Origin of the sequence: Streptomyces sp. NPDC096046, from assembly GCF_040303285.1 — a bacterium.
In the GTDB taxonomy this organism is placed as follows: domain Bacteria; phylum Actinomycetota; class Actinomycetes; order Streptomycetales; family Streptomycetaceae; genus Streptomyces.
In genome coordinates, this window is the sequence record NZ_JBEOSZ010000008.1 from 156,900 (window position 1) to 183,155 (window position 26,256).

A 26,256-nucleotide genomic window follows, 5' to 3' on the forward strand; every position below is an offset into this window, starting at 1 on the left:
TCACGTGCGCGCGGGTCAGCGCTGCAGGGTGAGCAGTCCCGGCCGGTACGGCAGTTTCAGGTAGTCCGTGCCGTCCGAGCGGGGGTCCCTGCCCTGGTAGAGGAACTGCAGGTTGCAGGGGTCGATGGTCATGGTCTGGTCGGGGTTGGTGCGGACCAGGTCGCCGTGGCTGATGTCGTTGGTCCAGGTGGCACCGCTGTTGGCCTTGCCGGCGAAGGGGCTGCTCTCGCTGCCGGCCTGGAGGGTCCACGGACCGTTCAGGCTGGAGGCGGTGAAGGAGCGGAAGTAGCGGCCTCCCGAGCCCTTGGCCTCAACGATCATGAGGTACTGGTTCTGGCCCTGGACCTTGTAGACCTCCGGCGCCTCGAACAGCTTGTCCTCCGTGTCGCTCATGACCGTCGTGTACGACGAGCCGAAGCTGCTCGGGAAGTTCCCGATCGGCATGGTCGACTTGAAGATGCTGCCCTTGTCGTTGGCGAAGAACAGGTACATGTTCTGGTCGTCGGCGATCACGGTCGGGTCGATCGGGCCGCCGACGGGGACGCTGCCGGTGAACAGCTCCTGCGGCGCGGACCAGCCGTTGGGGTTGGTGGGGTCGCTGGACGTGCGGTAGGTGAAGGGCCAGGCCGTGCCCCACCCATTCGAGACCAGCACCCATATCTTCTTGGGCGCGAAGTAGAAGAGTTTGGGCGCCACCGCGGACCCGCTGATCCCGGTCTGGCCGGCCGAGGCCATGTCCGACCAGTTCGTGAAGGGCCGGAACGTCATCGCGCCCCACGACGAACCGTTAGATGTGGTCGCGTAGACCAGGTGCTGGCCGTTGTACGTCACGGTGGTGAAGTCCTTGAGCGCCGCCCAGCCGTTCGACGGCTGCGCCAGCGGACCGGTCGACGTCCACCGGTATGCCGACGGAAGGGAACACGAGTTGGGCGTCCCGGACAGACCGGTCCACTTCTGGTTGCTGCCGCCGTTGCAGTTCCAGAGCTGCACCGCCGTGCCGTTGGCCGTACCGCCGCCGCTGACGTCCAGACACAGCCCGGACTCCACGGCGACGATCGTGCCGTCGGCGTTCACCCGCCACTGCTGGTTCGTACCGCCGTTGCAGGACCAGATCACCGGCCGGGTACCGGCTGTGGTCGCGTGGCCCGGTACGTCCAGGCACTTGTTGCCGTACACGGTCAGCTGGTTGCCGTCCGTCAGCGTCCACCGCTGGTTGGTCCCGCCGTGGCAGTCCCAGATCTGCAGGTTCGTGCCGTCGGTCTGGGCGGCACCAGGTACATCGAGGCACCGGTTGGAACCGACACCGCGCACGGCGCCGGTGGTGGCCGCCTGAGCCGGATTGGCGACGAGCGTCGCCGCCGAAGCGACCAGGGCCGCGAGCACCACGGACAGAGGTCCGCGGCTGAAACGTAGTCTGCGCAAGGCGTGCCTCATTCATTGAGTGAGTGCTTCCGGCTCGGCCCCGTCAGAGGCTGTCCGGACTGTCGATGTGCTGCGTCGCCCTCGTTTGTTCTCGATATCGAACGAGGGTCGAAGGGTCGAGCGTGGTGGAGGATGGAGACCGACCGGGATGTGATGCCTCGGAGCCCTAGTTCCTCACGATGCGCCACCGGTTGTCGGCAGTGCCGTCGTCCGGGTCCTGGACCGCGAACGCACCCACGGCGGTGGAGTCGTTCGCGATGGCGAGCAACTTGCCGCTGTGCTCGTTGCGGATCTTGTACGTCCCGTCTCCCTGGTCGAGCAGCGTCCATCTGTGGTCGGCGGTGCCGTTGTCCGCCCACTGCAGGACGGTCGCGCCGTCTGCCTTCGACATGTCCAGGACGCCGAGCACCTTGCCGCTGTGGGCGTTACGGAAGCGGACCGCGTTTCCGTCGGTGATCATTTCCCAGTCGTGGTCGGCGGTGCCCGAGTCGTTCCACTGCAGAGCGCGGCCACCGTCGGCCGTGGACATGTTCTGGATGCCCAGTACGAGACCGCTGCCCACGTTGGCGAGGCGGACGGTGCCGCTGGTGTTCCAGTAGACGGTGTAGTTGTGGCCGTGCGCGTCGTGGAACGGGCCCAGGCTGACGGGGGAGCCGTTGGCGGTCGCGGTGAAGGCGAGCGAACTGCTGCTGGTCCGTTTGATCGAGGACGTGTTCAGCGACGGCAGGGAGTTGAGCGCGGAGTCACCGTAGTTGCCGGACAGGACCACCGGGCCGTAGGTGATCGCCGCGACCTTCGCGTTGTCGTTGGCCGCTCGCATGACGACCCGCATGGGCAGACGGACGGTGACCGTGTCGCCGGAGGTCCAGGAGCGGGTCAGGGTGGCGTAGCTGCCGGGCGTGGTGGTGATGTCCTGCCGCGTGCCGTTGACGCTGATCGTGGCTCCGGCGGTCCAGCCCGGGATGCGGATCCGCATCGCCCAGGTGCCGCTGACGTTGCCGGTGACCTGCAGGGTCGTGGTGTCGCTCACGGGGTACGTCGTGGTCTGGGTGACCGTGATTCCACGCTGCGACCAGTTGAGCACCGAGGGCACGAACAGGTTCACGATCAGGGTGTCGTCACTGCGGAAGTAGATGGAGTCCATCAGCCTGGTGTGCATCTCCAGGCCTGTGCCCTGGCAGCACCAGAAGGTGCCGTAGTCGGTGCTCCAGGTGCCGCCGCCCCACGCCGGGCCCACACCGCGGCGGCCGCCCGGATTGAGGGGGGTGAAGTAGGTGACGTGGCCGTGGTCGTCGGCCGGGTTCTGCTGGCCGATCATCTGGTTGAGCCACGCCTGCTCGTAGTAGTCGAACAGCGCTACCCGGTCCGGGGCCAGCGCGAACAGCTCCCGGGTGAGACTGAGCATGTTGAAGGTGTTGCAGCTTTCGCACGTGTCCTTGTCCAGGTAGCCGGCGATGGCGTTCGGAGCGCGGAAGTGCTCCGCCTGGCTGTTGCCGCCGATGGCGTAGGTGTGCGCGTTGACGGTGAAGTTCCAGGCGTTGGTGGCGATGTCCCGGTAGCGGGTCGTGCCGGTGGCCTTGTACTCCCGGGCGGCCCCGACCCACTTGGGTACCTGGGTGTTGGCGTGGAGTCCGTTGAGCCGGTCCTGGTTGGACGCCAGGGGGTCGAACACCGCGGCGTGGTCGAACCGCCGGGCGACGGTGAGCCACCGCGCGTCACCTGTCTGCTGGTAGAGGTCGGTCAGCACGGCGTTCATGCCGCCGAACTCGGTTTGCAGCATGGCCTGCATCTGCTGGCCGCTCAGCCGGCCGGTGCGCCAGTCCACCCATCCCGCCAGAGCGAGCAGCACGTCCCGGGCCTGCGTGCTGCCGATGTGGCGCCACACGTCCAGCAGGCCGGCGAGGGTCTTGTGGATGGTGTAGTACGGCACATTGCCGTTGCTCAGGGTCCGCTGCTCGAGGGCGGTGAAGTCGGATTCGGGATAGCCGGAGAGGTACCCGGCGTTGAAACCGGCGGCACTGTTGTTGGCCTGGCACTTGGCCAACTCCGCGACCATGTGGGTTGCCTTGTCCCGGCAGGTGGTGTCCCCGGTCACGGCGTACAACTGCGCCCAGGCCGTGAGGAAGTGCCCTTGGACGTGGGTGCGGAAGGGGAACGTCGGCGCTTCCCAACCGCCGGTGGCGGCCGCCCCGTTGGTGGACAGCCGGTGGTTGGCGCGGAAGTTGTACAGCAGCCGGTCGACATCGACGAAACGCAGGTAGTTCCGCGTACGGTTCTGGTTGTCCAGCCAGCGGCTCGCGGTGAGCCGGACCTGGCCGAGTGCGAAGGGGTGCGCCAAGACCCCTATGTCGGCCATCGCGGGAGGAACGGCCGCCTGCGCGGGAGCTGCGCCCATGAAGGATCCCGTGGCAGATGCGGCGACCGTGGCCCCGGCTACTTGCAGCAGGCGCCGTCTGCTGACGAAGGAAGACATCTTGCACCTTTCGATGACGAGAGAGCGATTGCTTGGTCGTTGACACCCGGCGAGACTTCCGCCTCCACCCCTCTTGGTCCGGGCCGGTGACGGGATGGAAGGTCCGTCGCTGGTTGGAAACGCCGACGTCCTGGTACTGGATCAGCGCGACACCGTCGGCCGTACTGCCTCCCTTGACGTCGAGCACCTTGCCGCTGTTGCGGTTGACCGGGACGAACTCGCCCCCGGGTCCGCGGGTGCAGCCGCCGCCCTGCTCGAGGGCAGCAGGCCCGGCAGCATGAGCGTTCCGGCGGCGAGCCGACGGTGCCGTCGGCTGGTGATGTCCAAGAACCCGTCCCTGCTCAGAAGTCATTGCGTGGACGGGCGGCTTTCCACGCGAAGCACCGCCTGGATCTCGAGGGGGTCGACGCCCGGTGTCCAGGCGGTGAGGTAGGGGAAGGGCCGGCGACTGGAAAGCGCGCGGTTCGGGGCATGGGGGGTGGGTTCCTTCCGGAGGCGGGACCGCTCTCGCACCGCGAATGACCGATATTCCGAACGTTGCTCGAATTGCCGGACCGAGTCGGCGCCGAACGTAAAGGGTTTCCCGTGCGGAAGTCAACGTGTGTGACAGAGCGGCTTCTTCGGTATCCGGGCGGCGCGAAATGCACCGGACGATACTCGTCGGAAACGTTGACGGAATCGCGGGCCAAACTTATCTTGACCTTCCGCACGCTGCTCGATATGTCGAACAATCACCTCCCTTTCACGGCAATCGGCCCAGCGGACTGGCCGAGCCCGGAAGGAAGAGGTGAACAGACCCCTGACAGGTCATCTCATTTGGCCTGATCGATAGTCTGTCGATGTGGGGATCGTTGAGCGGCTGGTGCCGGATGAGTTGTGGGAGTTGTTCCAGCGGGTGGTGCCGGAGGCGCCGACCCGTCCGCAGGGTGGTGGCCGGCGTCGGCACGGGGACCGGGAAGTGCTGGCCGCGATCGTGTTCGTCGCGACGTCTGATTGTACGTGGCAGCAGTTGCCATCCGCTTCGTTCGGGCCGTCGGGAGCCACAGCCCACCGGCGGTTCACGGAGTGGTCGAAGACCCGGGTGTGGGCCAAGCTCCACCGCTTGGTCCTCGACGAACTCGGTTCCCGCGGCGATCTGGACTGGTCCCGCTGCGCGATCGACTCGGTGAACATGCGGGCCCTGCAAAGGGGGAGCTGACGGGCCCGAATCCCGTGGATCGGGGCAAGTACGGCTCGAAGATCCACTTGACCACTGAGCGGACCGGTCCGCCCCTGTCCGTCGGCTTCTCGGGTGCCGACGTCCATGACGGCCAGGCCCTGATCCCCCTGGTTCAAGGGATCCCCCCGGTCCGCTCCCGGCGCGGCCGACGACGGCGCGGGCCCGGCAAGCTCCACGGCGACAAGGGCTACGACGACATCCACCTGCGGCGATGGTGACGCGACCGACGCATCACACCGCGGATCGCCCGCAAGGGCACGGACTCCGGCCAGCGGCTGGGCCGGTACCGCTGGGCCTTCGAACGCACCATGGCCTGGCTCGCCGGATGTCGACGCCTCCACCGACGCTACGAACGCAAGGCCGGCCACTTCCTGGCCTTCACCAGCATCGCCTGCACCCTCATCTGCTACCGCAGACCCACCAGCACGGACGATATTCAGGAGGCGTCGGTGTAGGCGAGGTGGACTCCGCAGCCGGTGCAGCGGAAGAGCATGGCGGTTGCCCCCTCTCCCAGGCCGGTCAGGAAGTGTTCGAGTCGGCTTTCGTCGTGCCGGCCGTCAAGGCGCATGTCGGTCCGCAACCGGTCGAGTGCTTCGGGATGCGCCGCCAGCTCGGCGTATCCGACTTCCCCCACGAAGGCGGCCGCGTCCTGGCAGTGAACGAGCCAGTGTGGATCCTGCCAGGCGTGGAAGCCAGGAGTGCGGCGGGTGACCTCATGCAAGACGTCCTCACTGACACCGTCGAGCCCGTAGGAGTGGGTGAAGTCGCCAGCGAAGCGTTCAGCCGCACTGCCGTCTGAGATGCACCAGTTGATCTGGTCCAGAGCCGGTGTCTGGGGCCGCCAGCACGAGGCCGTGCCGCACCGGCTCGACGACGCCGGCCTGATCGACGTCACCCGCGTCGTGCTCGACACCGCCCACGTCCGGGCTGAAAAGGGGGCGAACACACAGGTCCGAGCCCCGTGGACCGGGGCAGGCCGGGTTCCGAGACGCACATCCTGTCGGACGCGAACGGCCTGCCCCTCGTTGTCGGCGTCTCGGCCGGCAACACCCACGACAGCGAAGGACTGAAGCCGATGGCGGAGGGTCACCAAACGAGACACGAGCCCCACCACGGCAGGTACTTCAAGCCCCAGCGCCTGCACGCGCGCTCCCTGGGAGGACGTCACGGACCACCTCCTGCGGTGACCGCTCCGGCTTCTCGGTGACGACCCGGGCGTAGTCGACGTCTTCGACCGGCCGTACGTGGTCGGGGCGCGCACCCACACTCGGTGCCCCGCCGCCTCCACACCGCTGCCCTACTGGTGAAGAGGCAGTACTTTGATGCTGCGCTGTTCCCTGGTCGTCGGCCGGGGAGCGACGCGACTTCCCTCCGGCCGCTCGCTCAAGAGATCAGGAAGTCGGCCGGGCGGAGGAGTAGTCCGGCGTGTGCCGGGCGGAGGCTGGGCGAGCTGCACGGGCGCGAGAGGGTGAGTCTGGGCAGAGTCGGGTGCAACAGCTATTCTGTAGGGAACGCGTCAAGCTTGGGCGTGGTGTGCCGGGAAGTCTGGTCGGCGTTTTCAGAGGCTGTGTGCCCGCTCGTCGATGTTTCCCGGAGGATTTCGCCGCCGTGACACTTTCCGCCAGAAGGCATACCGGCATCGTCTCGGTAGTTGCAGGAGCACTGATGTGCCTTGCCGGAGCCGTGCTCTACGTGATGCCCGGTCCTGGCTTCCCCGTTCTCGTGCTCGGCCTGGCTGCCATCGTCATCGGGCTCTTCCTGCTCGCCGCGCTCCGCCGCGAGTGACGGCCGTCTGCACTCTCTCCGACAGGAGCCCTGGTACTGATGCTCTGGCAGTGGATCGGCCTTGCCGTCTTCTCCCTCACTCTGCTGCCCGCCGGCGTCGCGCTGTTGACCGGCCGCGTACCACGGCGGCTGCGTCCTCGCCTGGACCCGATGCGCCCGCGCGGCCTGGCGCTTCTCGCCTTCTACGCCGCTGCTCCGCTCAATGCCGTTCCCCGCCTGGCCGGCGCCTCGCCCGTGCTCACTCTGACCGCGACGGGCCTTGCGATGATGGTGACACTCGCGGGATGCATCGTGGTCATGGTCGCCACCCAGAGGACCAGGGCCACCCGGTGATCGGCCGTACACGCTTGGTGCGGCATGCCTGGCCCCTGACCGCCTGGTGGTTGCTGCTGGCTCTGGCTCTGTGGCTCCTTGGCCAGGCCGCCGGCCAGAGCTCTTCCCTCACGGGATGCGCCGCTTCATCAGCGTTCCTGATCGGCATCGGGGAGATCGGTGACTGGCTGCGTCGGCGCCCGGCAGCTCACCGTAGGCGGACAGGGTCCGCTACCAAACGCTCCCGGTCAAAGCACGTCCAGGGGTGATCCGATGCTCTCCCGTTGGTGGTACGTCTTGATCAGCGCCGCATGTCTGATGGGTTTCCTCGTCGCCGCAGTCCTCGGGGGCTGGGCCGATGAGCACAACATCGGCTGGCTGTCTTCCGGCTGCGTCGCCATCGGAGGCGTCTTGCTGGGCATCGGACTGGTCATGGCCGGGCGGGCCCTCCTGCCCGGCCGGCTACGGCGGGCGATGTTCCGGGTGCCTCCGCCCGAGGGTCGGCACCGACGAACAGGTCCACCGCGCTGAATTCCGCATGTGTATCGCGTTCTCTCGGTGTCGGTACGACGGCAGCTCTGCCGGAGCAGCCGTGGGAGACCGTCTGGCCAGCCGCCGTCGGCATCCTTCTGATGGACGAAGGGCGCTGTGGCCACACCTGATTCGGCCGGGACGAGACGGGTTCCCGCCACGCACGCGGGCCGGTGGGAGAGGGAGCCGTTCGGACCAGGTGCAGGCATTCACGACATCCGTGGGGAGCCATCGACCAACCCGGCACAGTGAGAAGGCGCCTCCTCGTTCGCGTGACGGGGCAACAGGTCACTCCAGCCGCCCCTCGCCCCGCCGCCACGCGGATGCGGCACGAGCGGATGGCCTCTGTCGACGTGGCCACCGCATAGGTGCCCCTGCGCTGCGCCGAGGCGTCCACAGCCTGTCTCCGACCGTCACCGCGGCGTCCGATCGCCGTGCCGGGCACGCCGTCCCAGGGCCGGGAAGCCCCGTCAGCTCGGAGCGGGCCCGTTGTCGAGTGCGTCGGCCGTGGGGTCGCCGGGCCGGGGGACGGGGACGGCTGCCCGCGTCTTCTCGTGGCGGAACGCGTGGGCGATGGCGCGCGCCTCGACGCCCGCCTGGCGAAGGACACCTGTGAGGGGATTGGTGAATCCGGCGAAGTACAGGCGCGGGGCCGCCGGATGGTTCTGTCCACCCACGGCGAGGGGTCGCCCGGCCTCGTCGAGTACGCCCGGGGGCCCGACCAGGTCGTGCAGGCCGGGCCGGTAGCCGGTGGCGGCGATGACCGTGTCGGGTCGCAGACGCGTGCCGTCGGCCAGTACCACCTCGGGACCCTCGAACGCCTGGACGGCCGCGACCGGCTCGACCCGACCGGACCGTACGGCGTCCACGAAGCCGTGGTCGAGCACGGGGTTGACCCCTTCGCGGGCATTGCGGGTGTACAGGCCGGTGCGGGGCCGTGGCAGTCCCCTTGAGGTCAGGTCGGGCACCGCCAGACGCTGCGTGAGCAGGGAGGTGCGGTCGCGCCACGCGAGCGGGAGGACGCCCGTCAGCCGGCCGGCCGCATGCCATCGGGCGCTGGAGCGGGGCAGGGATGTTGGGTGGGGTGCGAACCGCGATCCGTACCCGCCCGGCTCCGGCCCCGGCCAGGACACTCGCGATCTCGGTACCGCTGTTACCGGCGTCGACCACCAGGACGTCCTGCCCACGGTAGGGGGCCGGAGAGCGGTAGTGGGCCGAGTGCAGCAGGGTGCCGGTGAACGTCCAACTCCCGGGCCAGCGGGGAAGGTTCGGGATGTGGCAGCGGCCGGTGGCCACCACGACCGCATCCGTGGGCACCGCGCTGTCGGGGGTGCGGACCAGCCACCGGGCGCCCGAAGCGGGATCGGACCGCTCGATGCGCCGCACCGGGGTGTGAACCCGGATGTCGAGTCGGTGATGGTCGGCGTACACAGGTGCGTCGGTCGTAGGACTGGTCATCGGGGATCAACAACACTCCGGCAACCTGCTCAGGGTGCTCGACGGCGAGCCAGTCGTCACCCGTGAGGGGATCGTCGGCCGGTCCGAACGCCTGGGACGAGTGAACCGTCTGACACCCCAACACCACGCGCTCCTTGTCGACCGCGCAGGCGTCCACTGCGGGGTCGGAATATTCGTCGGCGCCGTCGAAGCGGAAGTGGAAGTGGACCCGGTCACCTTCGGAGGGCGCCTGCGGGTGGGGCTCGAGGCGCCAGTCAACGACTGCGGCGGTGACGCCGCGAGGCCGCCCATCCGTGTCCACGACCCGCACCCTGACACCGGCCTCACCGCGCTCCGCCGTCGTGTCGGTGCAGCCCCAGGACGAGCAGCCGGACAGGGCGAGAATCACCAGAGCCAGCGGGGCAACGGCGCATACCCGTGCAGGTAACACTGAGATGACCTCCGGTCGGGGTGGGGCGGGGCAGTGTATCCGGGGCCTGGCAGCCGCAGGCGATGGCGACGAGCGCCTGCACACAGTCACCGTGCCCGGGCCCACGTAGAATCCGACCATCAGGCCCCGTCCCGCTTCGATGCCCAACGACTGCGTAGCGGAGGCCACTTGAGCAGCGCCCTTCTCGTGATGGACGTCCAGCGCGCCGTCGTGGACATCGCCGACGACGGCTCCGGATACCTCTCGCGCCTGCGCAGGGCCATCGACGGGGCCCGGGCGGCGGGCATCCCGGTGATCTACGTGGTCATCGCGCTGCGTCCCGGCTTCCCGGAGGTCGGGACGCGTAACAGGGCTCTCACCGCCGTCGCACAGGCCGGCCTCTACGTCGAGGGCGCCCCGGGCACCGAGATCCACCCCGAGGTCGCGCCCCGGCCGGGTGATGTGGTGGTCACCAAGAGGCGGGCGAGCGCGTTCTCGGGCAGCGATCTCGACGTGGTGCTGCGGGCGCGCGGTATCGACAGCCTCGTGCTCACCGGCATCGCCACCAGCGCCGTGGTGCTGTCCACCCTGTGCCAGGCGAACGATCTGGACTTCGGGCTCACCGTCCTCGCCGACGCCTGCCTGGACACCGACCCGGAGGTGCACCGGGTCCTCATCGAGCGGTTGTTCCCGCAGTGGGCGGATGTCGTCACCGTCGAGGAGTGGGTCGAGTCCGTGTCCGGCCCGGCCACATGACAGGGCATACGCCTCCGCCCGGCGGAGACGGCCCGTTCATGACTCCCGTGTGCCGGGCGCCCGCTGTTCGCCCGAGCCTCGGACGATCAAGCGGGTGGGGACGGTGACGGTCCGTGCCCGGGACCGGTCACCGTCCAGGCGGGCGAGGGCGGTCGCCGCCGCGGTTCTGCCGATTTCCCCGGGGTCCTGGGCCACGACGGTCAGCGCCGGTTCGAGGGCTTCGGCGAGCGAGACGTCGTCGAAGGCGACGAAGGCGACGTCCTTGCGCTTGCTGCGGGCGAGTTCGGCCACTATGCCCAGCGCCATGATGTTGTTGCCCGCGTACAGGGCCGTGGGGGGATCGGCCAGGTCGAGCAGTTTCGCGGTCACCGCCTCGGCGCCCTGCTGGTCGTGCGCGCTGACGACGAGTGAGCGGTCGTACGGAATCTCGGCTTCCTGCAGCGCCGCGCGGTAGCCGGCCAGGCGCTCGCGGCGGGTGTAGAGCTTGGTGGGCAGGTCGCCGATGAAGCCGATACGCCGGTGTCCATGGGCGATCAGGTGGGCGACGCCCTCGCGGGAGCCGTCCCGGTTGGAGCTGACGACGCTGTCCGTGGCCAGGCCCGCGCCGGGGCGGTCGATGAAGACGACGGGCAGTCCCGCGGTGCGGTGGGCTTTGAGAGGGGAGTGGTCGGCGCCGACGGACGGTACGACCATGAGGATGCTGACGCGGCGGGCGAGGAACTTGTCGGTCAACGAGCGCTCGCGGTCGGGATCGTCCGCGGAGGAGCCCACGAGCAGGGTCAGGCCCCGGTCGCGGACCGTGTCCTCGATACTCCTGGCCACGGCCCCGAAGAAGGGGTTGGCCAGGTCGGGGACGACCAGTCCGATCGTGGTGTCGGGCCCTCCCACCCGGATGTTGCGGGCCATGAGGTTCGGCTGGAAGCCGAGCTTGGCAACGGCGGCGAGAACCTGTTCCCTGGTCTGTTCCGAGGCGTATCCGTCCTCATTGAGAACCCGGGAGACGGTCTTGGCGCTGACGCCCACTTCTCGGGCGACGTCTGCCATGGTCGGGCGGCGGTTCGCTGCCATGGAGGAAACAGTCTCCTGTGCTCGTCGGTCCCGGCCGCGGCCTCGGCCGGTACCTGTGAGTGCTTCAGTTGGCCTGGACTCCCGCGGCCTTCGCCGCCGCGGAATCCGCTACGACAGTATCCCCGGCCGCGTCGACGGTGAGCGCGCCGGTCATGATGGCCACGACCTCCGCCATGGAGTAGTCGGCCGGCTTGATCACGGCGGCGCGCCGGCCCAGCCGGTGGATGTGGATCCGGTCGGCGATCTCGAAGACATGGGGCATGTTGTGGCTGATCAGAACCACCGGCATGCCCTTGTCGCGGACCCGGCGGATGAGGTCGAGGACCTGTCCGGACTCCTTGACGCCGAGGGCGGCGGTGGGCTCGTCCATGACGACGACACTGCGGGCCCAGGCGACGGAACGGGCGACCGCGACGGCCTGCCGCTGCCCGCCGGAGAGCGTCTCGACCGACTGGGTCAGCGAGCGCAGGCCGATCTTCAGGTCGGCCATGTGCTCGGCGGCCTCCTTACGCATGCGCTTCTTGTCCAGCATGCGGAAGACACTGCCGAGGACGCCGGGGCGGCGCAGTTCACGCCCGAGGAACATGTTCGAGGCGATGTCCATGGACGCGGCCACGGCCAGGTCCTGGTAGACCGTCTCGATGCCGTGGGCGCGGGCACTCTGCGGGCCGGAGAACTGGATCGGCTCGCCGTTGAGGCGGATCTCGCCCTCGTCCGGGACGACCGCACCGGTGAGTGCCTTGATGAGGCTGGTCTTGCCCGCTCCGTTGTCTCCGATGACGGCGAGGACCTCACCGGGCATCAGGTCGAAGTCGGCGCCGTCGATGGCGGTGACATGGCCGTAGCGCTTGACCAGACCGCGGGCCTGAAGGACGGGCGTGGGGGAGGTCATCGGGCCTTCTTCCGGGAGATCTGGTCGACGGTCACCGCGAGGATCACCAGGACGCCGGTGATCAGGGTCTGATAGATGGAGGCGACGCCCATCAGCTGAAGTCCGTTGCGGAAGACACCGACGATGAGGACGCCGATGAAGGTGCCCAGCACCGCACCGCGTCCGCCGAAGAGGCTGGTGCCGCCGAGGACCACGGCGGTGATGCTGTCGAGGTTGTCGGTCTGCCCCGCCTGGGGGTCGCCGACTCCGGTGCGGGAGATGAGCAGCAGGGCGGCGATGCCGTAGAGCAGGCCGGCCGTGGTGTAGACGCCGATGGTCAGGCGGGAGGTGCGGATGCCGTTCAGCCGCGCCGCTTCCGGGCTGTTGCCCAGGGCGTAGACGTGCCGGCCCCAGCCGGTGCTGCTCAAGGCGTAGGCGAGGAGGAGGAACAGGGCGATGGTGACCAGGGAGCCGTAGGTGATGTCGGTGTTGCCGAGCGGGAAGGTCTGCCCGAGGGCCGTCAGCGGGCCGGGCAGGTTGGTGACCGTCTGCTCCTCGGAGTAGATGTGGGTCAGCGCGAACGCCACGTTGAGCATGCCGAGGGTGACGATGAACGGCGGCAACGGGATCTTCTGCACCAACAGCCCGTTCAGCAGCCCGAATCCGCCGCAGACGCCGATGCCCACGGCGATGGCGACGAGCGGGGGCAGCGAGCCCTCGGCGGCCATCTTGGCGATCATGATGCTGCCGAACGCCATCACCGCGCCGCACGACAGGTCGATGCCCGCCGTGAGGATGATCAGGGTCTGGCCGATGGCGAGGGTGCCGACGACCATGACCTGCTGCACGATCAGCGAGAAGTTGCCGCCCGTGAGGAACTGCTCGGTCGACAAGGAGAAGAAGGCGCAGGCCAGGAGGAGGGCGGCCAGGGGGCCGGTGGTGGGTGCCGTGAGCAGTCGGCGGGCCGTGGTCGGCGCTTTGAGCCCGGCGTACGGCGAGGACGTGCTCGGAGGCGTGGACGTGGCGGTCATGCGAAGTCCTTGTCGGAAGACGGAGTCCTTGTCCGTCCCCGTCCGCCCTCGGCGAAGGAGCCGGAGGAAGCGCAGAAGCCGGAGGACAAGGGAACGAGGGGGCGGCCGTCCCCGCGGTCGGGAGGAGAGGCCGGCCGCCCCGAGGGCGGGGAGGCGCCGTCGTACGGTCGTCGGGGCGGCTCAGCCCCAGCAGTTCTCCAGGCCGTAGCCGGTGTCCTTGGACGTGACGCCGTCCTGCGCCTTGTCGGTGATCAGCGTGACGCCGGTGTCGGTGTAACCGGACGCCTTCTTGCCGTCCTTGGCGAACGCCACGACGGCCTTGACGCCCTCGGCGGCCATCTTCAGCGGGTACTGCTGCGAGGTCGCGGCGATCTTGCCGTCCTTGACCGCCTGGGTGCCGGTGCAGCCGCCGTCGACGGAGACGATCAGGACGTCCTTCTCCCGGCCCTTGGCCTTGAGCGCGGTGTACGCGCCCAGGGCGGCCGGTTCGTTGATCGTGTAGACGACGTTGATGCCGGGTTCCTTCTGCAGGCAGTTCTCCATGGCGGTCTGGCCCTTGGACTGGTCGCCGCCGGTGTCCTGGGCGCAGGCGACGTCCTTGTCGGTGGCACCGAAGCCCTTGAGGAAGCCGTCGTGCCGCTGGACGCCGACGGAGACACCCGGCGCCAGGTCGAGGGCGGCGATCTTGGCGGACTTGCCCTTCATGGCGGCCTTGGCGTACTGGCCGATCAGCTCGCCCGCCTTGAGGTTGTCGGTGGCGAAGAGGGCGTCGACCGCGCTCTGCGGGTCGGTCGGGGTGTCCAGGGCGATGACCAGAACACCCTTGGCCTTGGCCTTCTCGATCGCGGGCACGATCGCCTTCGAGTCGCTCGGAGTGATCAGGATGCCCTTCACTCCGGCGGCGACCATGTTCTCCAGGGCGGTGACCTGACCGGCGTTGTCCCCGTCGAACTTGCCTGCGGCGGTGGACAGTTCGGCGCCGTGCTCCTTGGCGGCCTTCTCCGCGCCCTCCTTCATCTTCACGAAGAACGGGTTGGTGTCGGTCTTGGTGATCAGACCGACCTTGACACTGCCCGAGCCCGATGAGCCGGCGGAGCCGGAACCGGAGCCTGACCCGCAGGCCGTCAGGGTGAGGGCCGCGACACCCGCGACGGCGGCCGTTCTGAGGAGGGAGGAGGACAGACGAGTGGTGCGAGGCATTTTCGACTCCTGAGGTGTGGCGAGCGGCGGAGGGCTGGCGACGGAGCTGGCCGCTCGGGGTGTCATCGTTGACTTATGTCATCGTTGACACCGCATGGCGAGGATGATGGACTCCCTCTCCCGGAAACGTCAATGCCCTGCGTTCGTCACAAATCGGCAACGCCTCGCGACCTTCCCGCGGTGATGGCGGCCGACGCCGCGGCCGTCCCCGCCGTCCCCACCCGCCCGCCGCGGCCGTCCCCGCCGTCCCCACCCGCCCGCCGCGCCACCACCCGCCCGGTGTGCCCGTACGTCCGTCAGAGAAGAGCAGCCCATGAGCCCGCGCCAGATCACCGTCCTGGGGGAGTGCGTCGCGGACGCGTTCGCCGAACCCGCAAGCGCCTCCGGCGAACTCACCCTGCGGGTGCTGCCCGGCGGGGGACCCGCGAATACGGCCGTGTCACTGGCCCGGCTCGGCACCCCGGCCCGCTTCCTCGCGCGGCTGTCGGACGACGTCTTCGGCCGCCTGTTCCGTACCCACCTGGAGACGTCCGGGGTGGACCTGTCGAGCGCCGTCCGGGCCGCGGAACCCAGCACCCTGGCCGTGGCGGAGCTGGACGCCCAGGGACGGGCCGCGTTCTCCTTCCACGCGCAGAACACGGCGGACTGGCAGTGGACGGCGCAGGAACTGTCACGGGTGGACCTCTCCGCGACCGCCTGCGTGCACACCGGTTCCCTGGCCCTGGTGCGGGAGCCCGGAGCGGCGGTGGTCGAGGACTTCCTGGCGGCGGCCGCCCCGCACGCGACCATCAGCATCGACCCAAACGTCCGGCCGCTGCTCGTCCGTCCCGATGTCTACCGCGCCCGGCTGGCGCACTGGTGCGGCCTCGCCGACGTACTGCGGCTGAGCGAGGACGACCTGGAACTGCTGCTGCCGGGCACGCCGCCCGAGGAGGCGTGCGACATCTGGCACGCGGCCGGTGCGAGACTCGTGGTGATCACGCGGGGCGGCGACGGCGCCCTGGCCTCGCTAGCCGGCGAACGGGTGGAGGTGCCTGCCGTGGAGACGACCGTCGCCGACACGGTCGGGGCGGGGGACTCCTTCACGGCAGGGCTGCTGCACCACCTCGGCGTCCGCGGCCTCCTCGGCGGCCGCCTGGCGGAGACTCGTCTCGACGACATCGCGGAAGCGTGCCGATTCGCCACCCGGGTCGCGGCCCTGACCTGCTCGGTCGCCGGACCCAACCCCCCGTGGCAGAGCCAGTTGGAGCAGTTCGCCGCGGCCGACCGTGTATGAGGGACGGTCGACCGCCCAACACGGCATCCCGGCCGAACCGTTGACGCGTCGGCCGGATTGCGTCCATCATCGGGCCACTCGATGTCATCGATGACACAAGTCAACGATGACACCCCTTTCCGCGCGGTGGACGACAGCGCCCGGAGGGTGTCACTCTCTGGCCGGTTCCGCCCGGGCGCCGGACTCCGCCGTGCGGACGGCCGCAGCACAGGAGACGCGATGAGCTCAGGACGTGCATCCCGGCAGGCCCGTGCACGGATGATCGCCGCTGTGGCGACCGTCTGCGCCCTGTCCGCAGCCGTACCGGCCCCCCAGGCCGTCGCCGCCGATCCCCCGCCGCGCTCCGAGAGGTACCGGCCCCAGTTCCACTTCACCCCGGAGAAGAACTGGATGAACGACCCCAACGGCCTCGTGTACCACAAGGGCGAGTACCACCTCTTCTACCAGTACAACCCGAGCGGCAACGCGTGGGGCGACATGTCCTGGGGGCACGCGGTGAGCAAGGACCTCGTGCACTGGAAGGAACTGCCGCTCGCCCTGTCGCACGACGACGAGGAGATGGTGTTCTCCGGCAGTGCGGTCGTCGACCGGGACAACACCACCGGCTTCGGCACCAGGCAGAACCCGCCCATGGTGGCGGTCTACACCAGCCATCACAAGAGCACGGGCATCCAGGCCCAGTCGCTCGCCTACAGCACCGACCGCGGCCGTACCTGGACCAAGTACCAGGGCAATCCGGTCATCGACATCGGCTCCAAGGAATTCCGCGACCCCAAGGTCCAGTGGCACGAGCCGACCAAGAGCTGGCTGATGACGGTGTCGCTGTCCACCGAGCACAAGGTGCGGTTCTACTCGTCGAAGAACCTCAAGGACTGGCAACTGCTCAGCGACTTCGGGCCGGCCGGCGCGACGGGCGGCGTGTGGGAGTGCCCCGACCTGTTCCCCCTCGCGGTCGACGGGGACAAGGACAACATCAAGTGGGTCCTCGTCGTCAACATCAACCCCGGCGGCATCGCGGGCGGTTCGGCCGCCCAGTACTTCCTCGGCGACTTCGACGGCAAGAAGTTCACCGCCGAGGACCAGGGCACCTACACCCCGCCCGCCGGCACGGTGACGCAGGACTTCGAGCACACCGACTTCGGTGCGTGGACGACCACCGGTACCGCGTTCGGCGCCGGACCGGCGACCGGGGCGCTGGACGGACAGGGGACCGTCGACGGCTTCGACGGCAAGGGTCTCGCCAACAGCTTCCACGGCGGTGACGCGACCACCGGCATCCTCACCTCACCCGAGTTCACCGTCGACAGCCGCTACCTGAACTTCAAGGTCGGTGGCGGACGGCACCCGCACGTGTCCGGAACGCCCCTGGACCAGGGCACCTACACCCCGCCCGCGGGAACGGTCCTGGCCGACTTCGAGGGCGGCAGCTACGGCGACTGGACGACGACCGGCCAGGCCTTCGGCTCGGCACCGGCCACCGGTACCCTCCCCGACCAGCAGCACGTCTCCGGGTTCCGGGGCGGCGGCCTGGTCAACAGCTACCTGAACGGCGACTCCACCACCGGCACCCTCACCTCGCCGGAATTCACCCTCGACAAGGACCACGTCAACTTCCTCGTCGGCGGCGGCAACCATCCCACCGGCACCGACCACCCCACCGCGGTCGAACTCCTCGTCGACGGCCAGGTGGTGCGCAGCACCACCGGGAAGGACGGCGAGGCGCTCGACTGGGCCTCCTGGAACGTCGAGGACCTCGCCGGCAGGAAGGCGCGGATCAGGATCGTCGACGACAACACCGGCGGCTGGGGTCACATCAACGTCGACCACATCATGCTGTCCGACGCCGAGGCGCACCCCGTCTCCCGGGAGACGTCCGTCAACCTGATAGTCGACGGCAAGGTCGTCCGCAGCGCCACCGGTTCCAACAGCGAAACCCTGGACTGGGCCTCCTTCGACCTGCGTCCCTACGCCGGCGAGAAGGCACGGATCCAGATCGTCGACCTGAACACCGGCGGCTGGGGCCACATCCTGGCCGACCGGTTCACCGCCGCCGACGCGCCCGCCGAGTCCGCCGTACAGCGCGCCGACTGGGCCGACTACGGAAAGGACTACTACGCGGCCGTGTCCTGGGAGAACGCGCCGGGCGCCAAGCGCTACATGATCGGCTGGATGAGCAACTGGGACTACAGCGGCGCCGTCCCCACCTCACCCTGGCGCGGCGCGCAGAGCATTCCCCGGGAGATGGCCCTGCGCACGATCGACGGCCGGATCCGGCTGACCAGCAAGCCGGTGGACAGCCTGAAGTCCCTCCGGCGGAGCGGGCCGCCGGCGGCGTCCGGCGTCACCGTCGAGAGCGCCACCCGGCCACTGATCGGCCCCGCCGCCCAGGGCAAGGCACTCGACATCGAGGCGACCTTCTCCCTCGAGGACGCCGAACGCTTCGGCCTGAAGGTGCGTACCGGCGCCGGAGGCGAGGAGACAGTCATCGGCTACGACACCACGACACAGGAGCTGTACGTCGACCGCACCCGCTCCGGTGCCGTGGACTTCCACAGCACCTTCCCCGGTGTCCAGACCGCGCCGTTGAAGGCCGAGAACGGCAAGGTGAGGTTGCGGATCCTCGTCGACTGGTCGTCCGTCGAGGTCTTCGGCGGCAGCGGCGAGGCCGTGATCACCGACCAGATCTTCCCCGACCCCGCCGCCCGGGGAGTGCAGATCTTCGCCGAGAACGGCTCGGTCAGGCTGGACCGCGCCCGCGTCTGGCACCTCGACTCCGCACACGACTGACAAGGACACCGGACCATGAAGAAGACCCTGCTCGCCGAGTTCACCGCCCGTGAGGGAGCGGAGGCCGAGGTGGCCCGCATGATCGGGGACTACGCCCTGAAGGTGCGCGAGGAGGAAGGCAACCTCGCCTTCGACGTCTACACCAAGGCAGCCCACCCCCGCGCCTTCTGGGTCTTCGAGGTGTACCGGGACGAGGACGCCTTCCAGACGCACCTGAACGCCCCGTACGGCGGCCCGTTCAACGCCGCCCTCACCCCGCTGATCGAGGAGGACGCCTCTGTGCTGACCTTCCTGGATCCGCTCGTCTGACCGGGCCGGGCGGCGGGACGGGGCACCGGCGGCTACCCGTCCGCGCCACCCGTCCGCGGCTGCGGGGGCGTCGACTCCGCCAGGGCCTCACCCTCGTGGTGGCGCCGGGTGCCGGCCGTGAACGCGCGTGTGTACGCGGCCTCGTCCAGGGTGGCGCGCAGGCGGGCCGCGATGCGCTCCACGTCTCCCCGCTCCGCCGGCGGGTGCGGGGCGCCGGCCCGCTCACGGGTCGCCGCCGCCGTGCCGCCAGGTGCGCGACGGCCTCCACGACGTGTTCGCAGTTGTCCAGCACGAGCAGCAGCCGCCGGCCCGCCAGCGCGTGCGCCAGGCGGTCGGCCGGACTCCTGGCGGCGTCGTCCGCGGTGCTCTCCCGGATGCCCAGCGTCGCCATCACCTGCTCGGCCAGCGCATCAGCGCCGGCGAACCGTTCCAGGCCCCCGGCGTCGGCGAGCTCCACCAGCCAGACGCCCTCGCCGAACGCGCCCGCCAGACTCTCCGCCGTGGCCTGTGCGAGACGGGTCTTGCCGACCCCGCCCGGGCCAGTGAGCGTCACCAGGCGGCGTTGTAAGAGCAGCGCCCGGATCGCCCGTACGTCCTGCTCGCGGCCCACCAGGGGCGAGGCCGAACCGGTCGGGCCCGGCCCCGCACGCAGCCCCGCGGCGGTCACCGCGGGCGGCACCGGCCGGGCCAGAACCGGGTCGTGGCGCAGGATGGACCGCTGCAGCGCCTCCAGGGACGGTCCGGGGGCCAGCCCCAACTCCTCGTCGAGCCGGCGCCGCAGATCGTTGAAGCAGTCGAGCGCGTCGGAGGAGCGCCCCGCCTGGTACAGCGCCCACATCAGCGCGCCCCGCAGCCCCTCGCGCAACGGATGCTGCTCCACCAGCTCCGTCAGCTCGCCCACCAGCAGGCTGTGCTCACCCAACTCCAGGCGCACCGAGGCGTGTTCCTCCACCGCCGTCAGGCGCTCCTCCTCCAGGCCGGCCGCCGCCGGCCGCACGGACGGCTGGTCGGCGAACTCGGCGAAGGCCGGGCCGCGCCACAGCGCCAGGGCCTCGGTGTACAGCGCCGCCCGCGTCACCGGGTCCTCACCGGATCGGGCCCGGGCGACCAGGTCGCGGAACCGCCCGGCGTCGAGCGCTCCGGCCGGGACGTCCAGGACGTATCCGGGCGGCCGGTGTGCGACCAGTTCGCGGCCGCCCGCCTCCGCGTCCTCCAAGGCACGCCGTAACTGGGAGACCTTGGCCTGGAGCGACGCCGTCGGCCGCGCCGTGAACGTCGAGCCGCCCCACAGGTCCTCGATGAGCCGCGCCGCCGGGACGACCTGCCCCTGGTGGGCGAGCAGATCGGCGAGGAGCATGCGCACCTTGACTTCGGGTACCCGCATGACACGACGCTCGTCCGTGCGCACCTCCAGCGGCCCGAGCACCCCGAATTCCATGATCTCAGCGTAACCGGCCGACGACAGACGCGAGGTGTGACGAAAACGGCTCGGCCACCGTCCCGAAGGGCGTTCCCGCAGCCTTTCCGAAGTCGTCCGAAGCGAATCCGAAGGGGCGTATGCCAGGGTTCCCCGAGGAATGCGGTGCGGCGCCGGTGCGGAAGGCGGGGGCAGGTGGCCGAGAAGGAACGACTGCGACTGGCGATCATCATCGGCAGCGTCAGGAAGGGCCGGTTCGGACACGTCGCGGCGGAATGGCCGGCCTCCCGGGCCCGGTTGCGGCCCGACTTCGACGTGGACGTCATAGACCTCGCCACGGCCTGGCTGCCCGACGTGATGTCCGCCGACCTCTCGGCGCCCCGGCCCCAGGCCGTCAAGGACCTCGCGCCCCGGCTGGAGGCGGCCGACGCGTTCGTGGTGGTCACGCCCGAGCACAACCAGACGTTCCCGGCGTCCTTGAAGAACGCGATCGACCGGTACGACGCGGAGTGGCACGCCAAGCCCGTCGGGTTGCTCTCCTACGGCGGATCCTCCAGCGGGCTGTGCGCGGTGGCGGCCCTTCGCCAGGTCTTCGGCGACGTCCATGCCGTCGCGGTGCACGCATGCGTGAGCTTCCACAACTACTGGGAGCGTCTCGGGCCCGACGGCTCGCTGGCCGCCTCCGACGACCGGGACCGGTCGGCCCGGCTGATGTTCGACCGCCTCGGCTGGTGGGCCGGTGTGCTGCACCGGGCCCGGGCGGAGCGCGGCTACCCCGTACCCCAGGTGAACAGACAGGAGCGCAACACGTCATGGACGGCCAGTGGTTCCGACGTTTCGGCGATCCCGCGCCCGACGCTCTCAGGCTGATCTGCTTCCCGCACGCCGGGGGCGCGGCCAGCGCGTACCGGCCGCTGTCCCGGCTGCTCCGGCCGCACGTCGAGGTGCGGGCGGTGCAGTACCCCGGCCGGCAGGACCGCCGGCTGGAGACGCCGGTGGCGGACATCGGGGAACTCGCCGCGACCGTCGCCCGGAAGCTGGAGGACGAGGCGGAGGCCGAGGCCCGCGCCGGGAGGACCGGGGACGCCGGAGCGCCCTTCGCGTTCTTCGGCCACAGCATGGGCGCCCTGGTCGCCTACGAGACCGCCCGCATCCTGGAGGAGCGCGGGGCCCGGCCACCCCGCAGGCTCTTCCTGTCGGCCCGGGGAGCGCCGGGGTCCCGGCGCAGTCCGCACGACGTGCCGGCGGACGACGACGCGATCCTGGCCGCCGTACGCCGGCTCGGGGGAACCGGCGTGGCCCTGCTCGACGATCCGGAGCTGGTGGCAATGGTGCTGCCGGCCCTGCGAGCCGACTACGCGGCCCTCGCCGCGTACTCCTGGACACCCGGGGAGCCGCTGCGCACGCCGGTCACCGTGCTGTGCGGCGACGCCGACCCGGTCGTCTCCGTCGAGGAGGCGGCCGGCTGGCGGGCGTTCACCCACGCCGAGACCGAGGTGCGGGTCTTTCCCGGCGGCCACTTCTATGTGGACCAGCGGCTCGACGACGTGGCCGGGGTGGTACTGCGCGGCGTCCGCCCGGCGAGCGCCGCTCGGGTGGGCAACGACGCCTGCCATGACTCATCACGGGCGTTCGACGTACGGGGGTAGGCGTGGAATTCAAGGTTCTCGGACCGCTCGACGTGGTGAGCGGCGGGCGCAGTCTGCCGCTGGGCGGCGTCAAGCAGAGAGCGGTGCTCGGACTGCTGCTCCTCCATGCCAACGAGGTGGTCGCCACCAGCCAGCTCCTGGAGGCCCTGTGGCCCGAGGACGCCAGGCCGGTCACGGCACGCAAGATGGTGCAGAACGCCGTATGGGGGCTGCGCGCCCTGCTGGAGAGCGGCGGCGGCGCGGGGCACGAGCCGCCCCGGCTGCTCACCCGGGCGCCGGGCTACGTCCTGCGCGTCGGCCCCGAACAACTCGACGCGACCCGCTTCGAGCGTGCCGTGGCCGCGGGCCGGGCCAGCCTGGACGCGGGTGAGGCGGCCGAGGCCGCCGAGCTGCTCGGGGAGGCCCTGGCGGAATGGCGCGGCTCGGCCCATGATCACCCCGCCCGGTATCGGCGCCGGCACCTCCGTCCTCTTCTATGCCGGTGACCAGGCTGTCGTCGACGCCCACGAGCCGGCGCTCAAGCTCCTCGACGGTGGCACCACCTACCTCGGCACCGACCACGGCAAGCCCGCCCTGTTCGACGTGTCGCTGCTCGGCCTGATGTGGGGTGCCCTCAACAGCTTCCTGCACGGTGTGGCCATCGTGGAGACCGGCGGCGTCAAGGCCCAGGAGTTCCTGCCCTGGGCCCACATGTGGCTCGACGCCATCAAGATGTTCACGGCCGACTACGCCGCCCAGATCGACGCCGGCGACGAGAAGTACCCGGCCGACGACGCCACCCTGGAGACGCACCTGGGCGCGCTCAAGCACCTTGTCGAGGAGAGCGAGGCGCTCGGCGTCGACACCGAACTGCCCGAGTACTCCGAGGCGCTGATGGAGGGCATCATCGCCCAGGGCCACGTCAAGAACAGCTACGCCGGCGTGGTGAAGGCGTACCGCCGCCCGAACCAGTGAGCAGCGGGCCCGGTATTCGCTTCACCCCCTGACGAAGGGGCCGGTTCCGAATCCCCCGTCGGAACCGGCCCCTTCCCCATGCCCGAAACACCGGCGTCCCGGAATCGGCCGCGCCCTTCTTCCCTCGTTTACGTCCGTCGCTTCCGTGCCTTTTCCGTCCCGCAATTCCCGCTCTTCGCGAAAGGTGTGTTCCATGACCGCAAACGGCGACAGCACGACCCCTCGCGCCCACCGACGTATCACCAGAAAAGCGCTCCTGAAGACGGCGGGCGCCACCGCGCTCACCGCCGGAGCCGCGTCGCCGCGCCCAGTCCTTCGCCGAGTACCGGCCGACGTCGCCCTCTCTGGTGCCGCGGCGTCGCAATCGCGCCGATTTCACGGACGTTGCGTACGGCGAGGTGAGCGACGGGGTGAGCGGCGCGAGAATGGGGGGAGCCTGACGCACGCTCCCCCCGCAGGCTCGCTCCGAGATCAGCACGTTCCGAGATCGGCACCACCCCCACATCGGGCACGCCGCGCGAACAGGCGCGCTCCCCAGTTGTGATCGGACCGTCTTCAGACCGGCCCCCACGCGCCGGAACGGAGGACTGACTCATGGCCACCCCGCTCACCGCCGCCCGGCTCGTCGCCGCGTTGAAGGCCGAGGGCTGCGCCGTTCACGAGGTCGCCGGCTGGCGCACCAACAACCGTAATCACAAAGGCCCCTGGGGTCCCGTGCACGGTGTGGTGATCCACCACACCGTCACCGGCCCCGGCACGGACGTCGTCAGACTGATCTTCCACGGCCACAGCGCACTGCCCGGCCCGCTCGCCACCGGATGCATCACCAAGGACGGCGTCGTCCACCTCGTCGGCAACGGCCGGGCCAATCACGCCGGCGGCGGCGACGGCGACGTGCTCAACGCCGTCATCGGCGAGTCGTACGGCAGTTATCCGCCCCCGACGCACGAACACGACGGCTCGGGAGGCGCGGTCGACGGCAACGCCCGCTTCTACGGCTGGGAGTGCGAGAACAAGGGCGACGGCAGGGACCCGTGGCCGCCCGCCCAGTACGTCGCGATGGTCAAGGCCACCGCCGCGATCTGCCGCGCACACGGCTGGGGCTCCAAGAGTGCCATCGGCCACCTGGAATGGAGCGACTGGAAGGTCGATCCGCGCGGATTCGGCATGGCCGGCTTCCGCCGTGACGTCGCCGACGCCCTGGCCCGTCCGGCGGGCCGGTGGGAAGGAGAGGACCCCATGCCCGAGTACGTCAACCTCGGTGCCACCGCGCGGTATCGACTCGCGCCCGGCGCCTGGGACTCGGTCGAGTTCACCGCGGAGTGGACCGACGAGGCCGGCGACCACGCCACCGGCGGAAGTGTCTTCGTCCGCGGCCCGGCCCGCTTCAGCGGAACCCTCAGTCTCCACATCGACGGTCTGCCGGCGGGCGCGGTCCTCCAGGCACGCATGTCGGAGTACCAGGGAGACCAGCTCCGCGCGGACCACCCGATCCACGAGATCGTCGGGACGGGCGGCAGCACCTACGCCGTCCTGCCGGTGACGAAGCGGATCGCGTCGGGCCGGGGCGCGCGGGTACGGCTGCTCAACCAGGCCGCCGTGCCGGTCACCGTCGCGAGCGCCGTACTGACCGTGCTGGTGTGGAAGGAGCCGTAAGGCCGCCGGCGTCACCTCGGCACGGGCAGGCCGCGGCTCGGGCACCACACGTTCGCGGCGGGCACCGCCCGCACGACGGGTCCTGCGCCGGGTGACGGAGCCCGGCATGGCGTGGGCCTTCCGTCACACGGCCACGGGCCCGGGCAGGTGGGTCCCGAGCTGCGCCCTGACCGCCGAGCCCGCACGCTGGAGGGACGGCAGACGTCTGCGCGAGGGAGCACCGGCATGGCGAAGGGCCGCAGCGACAGCGGGAAACCGAAGAAGGGCGACCAGGTCACCTGGAGCAGTCACGGCAACCGCACCGAGGGCGAGGTGGAGAGGGAGATCACGGAGCGGAGCGAGGCATCCGGCCGCACGGTCGACGCCTCGCCGGACGACCCGCAGTACGAGGTGCGCAGCGACAAGTCCGGCAGGACCGCGGTGCACAAGCCGTCCGCGCTCAAGAAGAAGAAGTGAGGCGGCGTGGACGACGAGGAACGCGAGGAGACCTGGAGCGGCTTCCGTGAGCTGGTGAACATGACACCGGCCGGTCTGGAGAAGTGGTTGGCGTCCGACGCGTCACAGAGCGCCGGGCAGCATCAGGACGGGGGCGAGTCCACCGGGCACGCCTCCGGCCGGCGGATCGTGGCGATCCTGCGGGCCGACAAGGGCGACCTCACGGACGACGACTACCGGCACATGCGCAAGGTCGTCGGCTATGTCCGCCGACACCTGGCCCAGCGGCCCTCCGGGGACGTACGGGACACGCGGTGGCGGTACTCCCTCATGAACTGGGGCCACGACCCGCTCGGCGGGTGAGGACCCGGCCGCGGGGAGCGTCCCCCGGGGGAGGTCCGTGGTCGGGGAGTTGCGTCGGCCCCCGGGGGGATCACTGCGCGCCGGTCTCCTGCGGGGCCGGGGCGACGCCGCTCAGGGCCTGGCTCATCTGGTGCTGCGTCTCCTCGGCCACCACACGGGCCTCCTCGACGACATCGCCTCGTTCGCGTATGAGGCTCTCGTAGATCGGCAGCTCTGCGGTCCGGGGCGAGTCGGGTGTCACAGTGGTGTTCCTATCGCTTTGCAGTCGGGATCTGAAGGGTCCGAGTAAGTCTGCGTCACGGCCTCCCACCGCGTTACCCACCCCCGTGGTGTCCCGGTTTCCTTCACGTGCTTCGCGAATTCCCCACGTCCGTGACCCAGGTCCGCGACCCCCGGCCGCCCCCCCCGGCCGTGACCCGTGACCTATGGCCGTGACCCACGGCCGACGCCCGCCGGGCGCACCCGAAGGGCCCCGGAATCGCTTCCCGGGGCCCTTCGGGTGCCGATGGCGTCAGAGCGACGTCGTGTGGACGCCCGCGTGCGCGCCCGCGGCGGCGCCCTCCGGCGAGAGGGCCGCCTGTACGGTGGCGCAGGCCTCGCCGGTCAGGGGTCCGACCAGGCCGGCGGAGAGGCCGCCCGCGAGGTCCGCGGAGACACCGACGCCGCCCGCGTTGCCGCCGGCGACGGCGTCCAGGTCGGTGTCGGAGAGCTCGGCGGTGTCGACCCGAGAGGTGAGGTTCATGGGGGTGTTTCCCTTCGCGTGAATGTCTCGCAGTGGCGGTGAGCACGGGTGGCGCCGGAATCCGGGGACCTGGATCCTGCCCCGGCCGCTCCCGCCGTGCGGAGGATCAAAGCACTCCCCGGGGAGGAGGACC

At 70.1% G+C, this 26,256-nt stretch carries 23 protein-coding genes and 5 pseudogenes; 14 read left to right on the forward strand and 14 right to left on the reverse strand.

The window, feature by feature from the left end:
* Positions 1 to 15: 15 nt before the first annotated feature.
* The 3 genes and pseudogenes from ABTX62_RS10135 to ABTX62_RS10145 form a co-directional block, all read right to left on the reverse strand.
* Positions 16 to 1,434 (reverse strand): non-reducing end alpha-L-arabinofuranosidase family hydrolase, encoded by a 1,419-nt coding sequence (locus ABTX62_RS10135; protein WP_502997932.1) that lies wholly within the window; start codon positions 1,432 to 1,434, stop codon positions 16 to 18.
* Between the two features lie 154 nt (positions 1,435 to 1,588).
* Positions 1,589 to 3,895: a beta-L-arabinofuranosidase domain-containing protein gene (locus ABTX62_RS10140; RefSeq protein ID WP_352115715.1), complete on the reverse strand. Its 2,307-nt coding sequence runs from the start codon at positions 3,893 to 3,895 to the stop codon at positions 1,589 to 1,591.
* A gap of 118 nt (positions 3,896 to 4,013) precedes the next feature.
* A pseudogene (locus tag ABTX62_RS10145) lies at positions 4,014 to 4,247 on the reverse strand (RICIN domain-containing protein); the annotation flags it as partial.
* Between the two features lie 489 nt (positions 4,248 to 4,736).
* Here ABTX62_RS10145 and ABTX62_RS10150 point away from each other — a divergent pair.
* Positions 4,737 to 5,569 (forward strand): annotated as a pseudogene (locus tag ABTX62_RS10150) (IS5 family transposase).
* Here the strand turns inward: ABTX62_RS10150 and ABTX62_RS10155 are convergent.
* Positions 5,551 to 6,027 carry a CbrC family protein gene (locus ABTX62_RS10155; protein ID WP_352115716.1) on the reverse strand — a complete coding sequence of 159 codons (477 nt, stop codon included), beginning with the start codon at positions 6,025 to 6,027 and terminating at the stop codon, positions 5,551 to 5,553. The pseudogene ABTX62_RS10150 and the gene ABTX62_RS10155 sit on opposite strands and share 19 nt — an antisense overlap.
* Between ABTX62_RS10155 and ABTX62_RS10160 the strand changes: the two are divergent.
* Together ABTX62_RS10160 and ABTX62_RS10165 are read left to right on the forward strand one after the other, a co-directional pair.
* Positions 5,924 to 6,258: pseudogene (locus ABTX62_RS10160) on the forward strand (transposase); the annotation flags it as partial. The gene ABTX62_RS10155 and the pseudogene ABTX62_RS10160 overlap by 104 nt on opposite strands.
* 680 nt (positions 6,259 to 6,938) lie before the next feature.
* Entirely contained in the window at positions 6,939 to 7,232 is a 294-nt protein-coding gene (locus ABTX62_RS10165; protein ID WP_352115717.1) for a hypothetical protein, read from the forward strand.
* A gap of 980 nt (positions 7,233 to 8,212) precedes the next feature.
* On the opposite strand, the gene ABTX62_RS10170 is transcribed toward ABTX62_RS10165, so the two are convergent.
* From ABTX62_RS10170 to ABTX62_RS10180, 3 genes and pseudogenes are all read right to left on the reverse strand, one after another.
* Entirely contained in the window at positions 8,213 to 8,710 is a 498-nt protein-coding gene (locus ABTX62_RS10170; protein WP_352115718.1) for an NAD(P)/FAD-dependent oxidoreductase, read from the reverse strand.
* A 175-nt stretch (positions 8,711 to 8,885) separates the two neighbouring features.
* Positions 8,886 to 9,200 (reverse strand): annotated as a pseudogene (locus tag ABTX62_RS10175) (NAD(P)-binding domain-containing protein); the annotation flags it as partial.
* A pseudogene (locus tag ABTX62_RS10180) lies at positions 9,172 to 9,630 on the reverse strand (hypothetical protein); the annotation flags it as partial. The pseudogenes ABTX62_RS10180 and ABTX62_RS10175, both read right to left, overlap by 29 nt.
* Positions 9,631 to 9,798: 168 nt before the next feature.
* Between ABTX62_RS10180 and ABTX62_RS10185 the strand changes: the two are divergent.
* Complete coding sequence (locus ABTX62_RS10185; protein WP_352115719.1) at positions 9,799 to 10,365, forward strand: cysteine hydrolase family protein; 567 nt, start codon at positions 9,799 to 9,801, stop codon at positions 10,363 to 10,365.
* A 36-nt stretch (positions 10,366 to 10,401) separates the two neighbouring features.
* On the opposite strand, the gene ABTX62_RS10190 is transcribed toward ABTX62_RS10185, so the two are convergent.
* The 4 genes from ABTX62_RS10190 to ABTX62_RS10205 form a co-directional block, all read right to left on the reverse strand.
* Positions 10,402 to 11,433 (reverse strand): LacI family DNA-binding transcriptional regulator, encoded by a 1,032-nt coding sequence (locus ABTX62_RS10190; protein WP_352115720.1) that lies wholly within the window; start codon positions 11,431 to 11,433, stop codon positions 10,402 to 10,404.
* Positions 11,434 to 11,497: 64 nt separating this feature from the next.
* Positions 11,498 to 12,325 carry an ATP-binding cassette domain-containing protein gene (locus ABTX62_RS10195; RefSeq protein ID WP_352115721.1) on the reverse strand — a complete coding sequence of 276 codons (828 nt, stop codon included), beginning with the start codon at positions 12,323 to 12,325 and terminating at the stop codon, positions 11,498 to 11,500.
* Entirely contained in the window at positions 12,322 to 13,335 is a 1,014-nt protein-coding gene (locus ABTX62_RS10200) for an ABC transporter permease (RefSeq protein ID WP_352115722.1), read from the reverse strand. The genes ABTX62_RS10195 and ABTX62_RS10200 overlap by 4 nt, the downstream gene beginning before the upstream one ends.
* 180 nt (positions 13,336 to 13,515) lie before the next feature.
* On the reverse strand, positions 13,516 to 14,535 hold the full coding sequence (locus ABTX62_RS10205) for a sugar ABC transporter substrate-binding protein (protein WP_352115723.1): 1,020 nt from the start codon (positions 14,533 to 14,535) through the stop codon (positions 13,516 to 13,518).
* Between the two features lie 313 nt (positions 14,536 to 14,848).
* On the opposite strand from ABTX62_RS10205, the gene ABTX62_RS10210 reads away from it, so the two are divergent.
* The 3 genes from ABTX62_RS10210 to ABTX62_RS10220 all read left to right on the forward strand — a co-directional run bounded on the left by ABTX62_RS10210 (position 14,849) and on the right by ABTX62_RS10220 (position 18,907).
* On the forward strand, positions 14,849 to 15,811 hold the full coding sequence (locus ABTX62_RS10210) for a carbohydrate kinase family protein (RefSeq protein ID WP_352115724.1): 963 nt from the start codon (positions 14,849 to 14,851) through the stop codon (positions 15,809 to 15,811).
* Between the two features lie 219 nt (positions 15,812 to 16,030).
* A complete protein-coding gene (locus tag ABTX62_RS10215) occupies positions 16,031 to 18,598 on the forward strand; it encodes a GH32 C-terminal domain-containing protein (protein WP_352115725.1) in 2,568 nt (855 codons plus the stop codon).
* A gap of 15 nt (positions 18,599 to 18,613) precedes the next feature.
* Entirely contained in the window at positions 18,614 to 18,907 is a 294-nt protein-coding gene (locus ABTX62_RS10220) for a putative quinol monooxygenase (protein ID WP_352115726.1), read from the forward strand.
* Here ABTX62_RS10220 and ABTX62_RS10225 read toward each other — a convergent pair.
* A complete protein-coding gene (locus ABTX62_RS10225; protein ID WP_352115727.1) occupies positions 18,849 to 20,345 on the reverse strand; it encodes an AfsR/SARP family transcriptional regulator in 1,497 nt (498 codons plus the stop codon). The genes ABTX62_RS10220 and ABTX62_RS10225 overlap by 59 nt on opposite strands.
* Positions 20,346 to 20,519: 174 nt before the next feature.
* Here ABTX62_RS10225 and ABTX62_RS10230 point away from each other — a divergent pair, with 174 nt between their 5' ends.
* From ABTX62_RS10230 to ABTX62_RS10260, 7 genes are all read left to right on the forward strand, one after another.
* A complete protein-coding gene (locus ABTX62_RS10230) occupies positions 20,520 to 21,194 on the forward strand; it encodes an NADPH-dependent FMN reductase (RefSeq protein ID WP_352115728.1) in 675 nt (224 codons plus the stop codon).
* A complete protein-coding gene (locus ABTX62_RS10235) occupies positions 21,137 to 21,973 on the forward strand; it encodes a thioesterase II family protein (RefSeq protein WP_352115729.1) in 837 nt (278 codons plus the stop codon). Before ABTX62_RS10230 ends, ABTX62_RS10235 begins: the two co-directional genes overlap by 58 nt.
* A gap of 2 nt (positions 21,974 to 21,975) precedes the next feature.
* Positions 21,976 to 22,458, forward strand: a complete 483-nt coding sequence (locus ABTX62_RS10240) for an AfsR/SARP family transcriptional regulator (protein ID WP_352115730.1) — start codon at positions 21,976 to 21,978, stop codon at positions 22,456 to 22,458.
* Positions 22,403 to 22,927 carry an imine reductase family protein gene (locus tag ABTX62_RS10245; RefSeq protein WP_352115731.1) on the forward strand — a complete coding sequence of 175 codons (525 nt, stop codon included), beginning with the start codon at positions 22,403 to 22,405 and terminating at the stop codon, positions 22,925 to 22,927. Before ABTX62_RS10240 ends, ABTX62_RS10245 begins: the two co-directional genes overlap by 56 nt.
* A gap of 594 nt (positions 22,928 to 23,521) precedes the next feature.
* Positions 23,522 to 24,583 (forward strand): peptidoglycan recognition protein family protein, encoded by a 1,062-nt coding sequence (locus tag ABTX62_RS10250; protein WP_352115732.1) that lies wholly within the window; start codon positions 23,522 to 23,524, stop codon positions 24,581 to 24,583.
* Between the two features lie 225 nt (positions 24,584 to 24,808).
* Positions 24,809 to 25,039: a hypervirulence associated TUDOR domain-containing protein gene (locus ABTX62_RS10255; RefSeq protein ID WP_352115733.1), complete on the forward strand. Its 231-nt coding sequence runs from the start codon at positions 24,809 to 24,811 to the stop codon at positions 25,037 to 25,039.
* A 6-nt stretch (positions 25,040 to 25,045) separates the two neighbouring features.
* The gene (locus ABTX62_RS10260; protein WP_352115734.1) at positions 25,046 to 25,381 is read left to right on the forward strand and encodes a DUF3140 domain-containing protein; all 336 of its coding nucleotides are present in this window, start codon (positions 25,046 to 25,048) and stop codon (positions 25,379 to 25,381) included.
* Positions 25,382 to 25,451: 70 nt separating this feature from the next.
* On the opposite strand, the gene ABTX62_RS10265 is transcribed toward ABTX62_RS10260, so the two are convergent.
* Positions 25,452 to 25,622 (reverse strand): hypothetical protein, encoded by a 171-nt coding sequence (locus tag ABTX62_RS10265; RefSeq protein ID WP_352115735.1) that lies wholly within the window; start codon positions 25,620 to 25,622, stop codon positions 25,452 to 25,454.
* Between the two features lie 270 nt (positions 25,623 to 25,892).
* On the reverse strand, positions 25,893 to 26,123 hold the full coding sequence (locus tag ABTX62_RS10270; protein WP_352115736.1) for a hypothetical protein: 231 nt from the start codon (positions 26,121 to 26,123) through the stop codon (positions 25,893 to 25,895).
* Between the last annotated feature and the right edge of the window lie 133 nt (positions 26,124 to 26,256).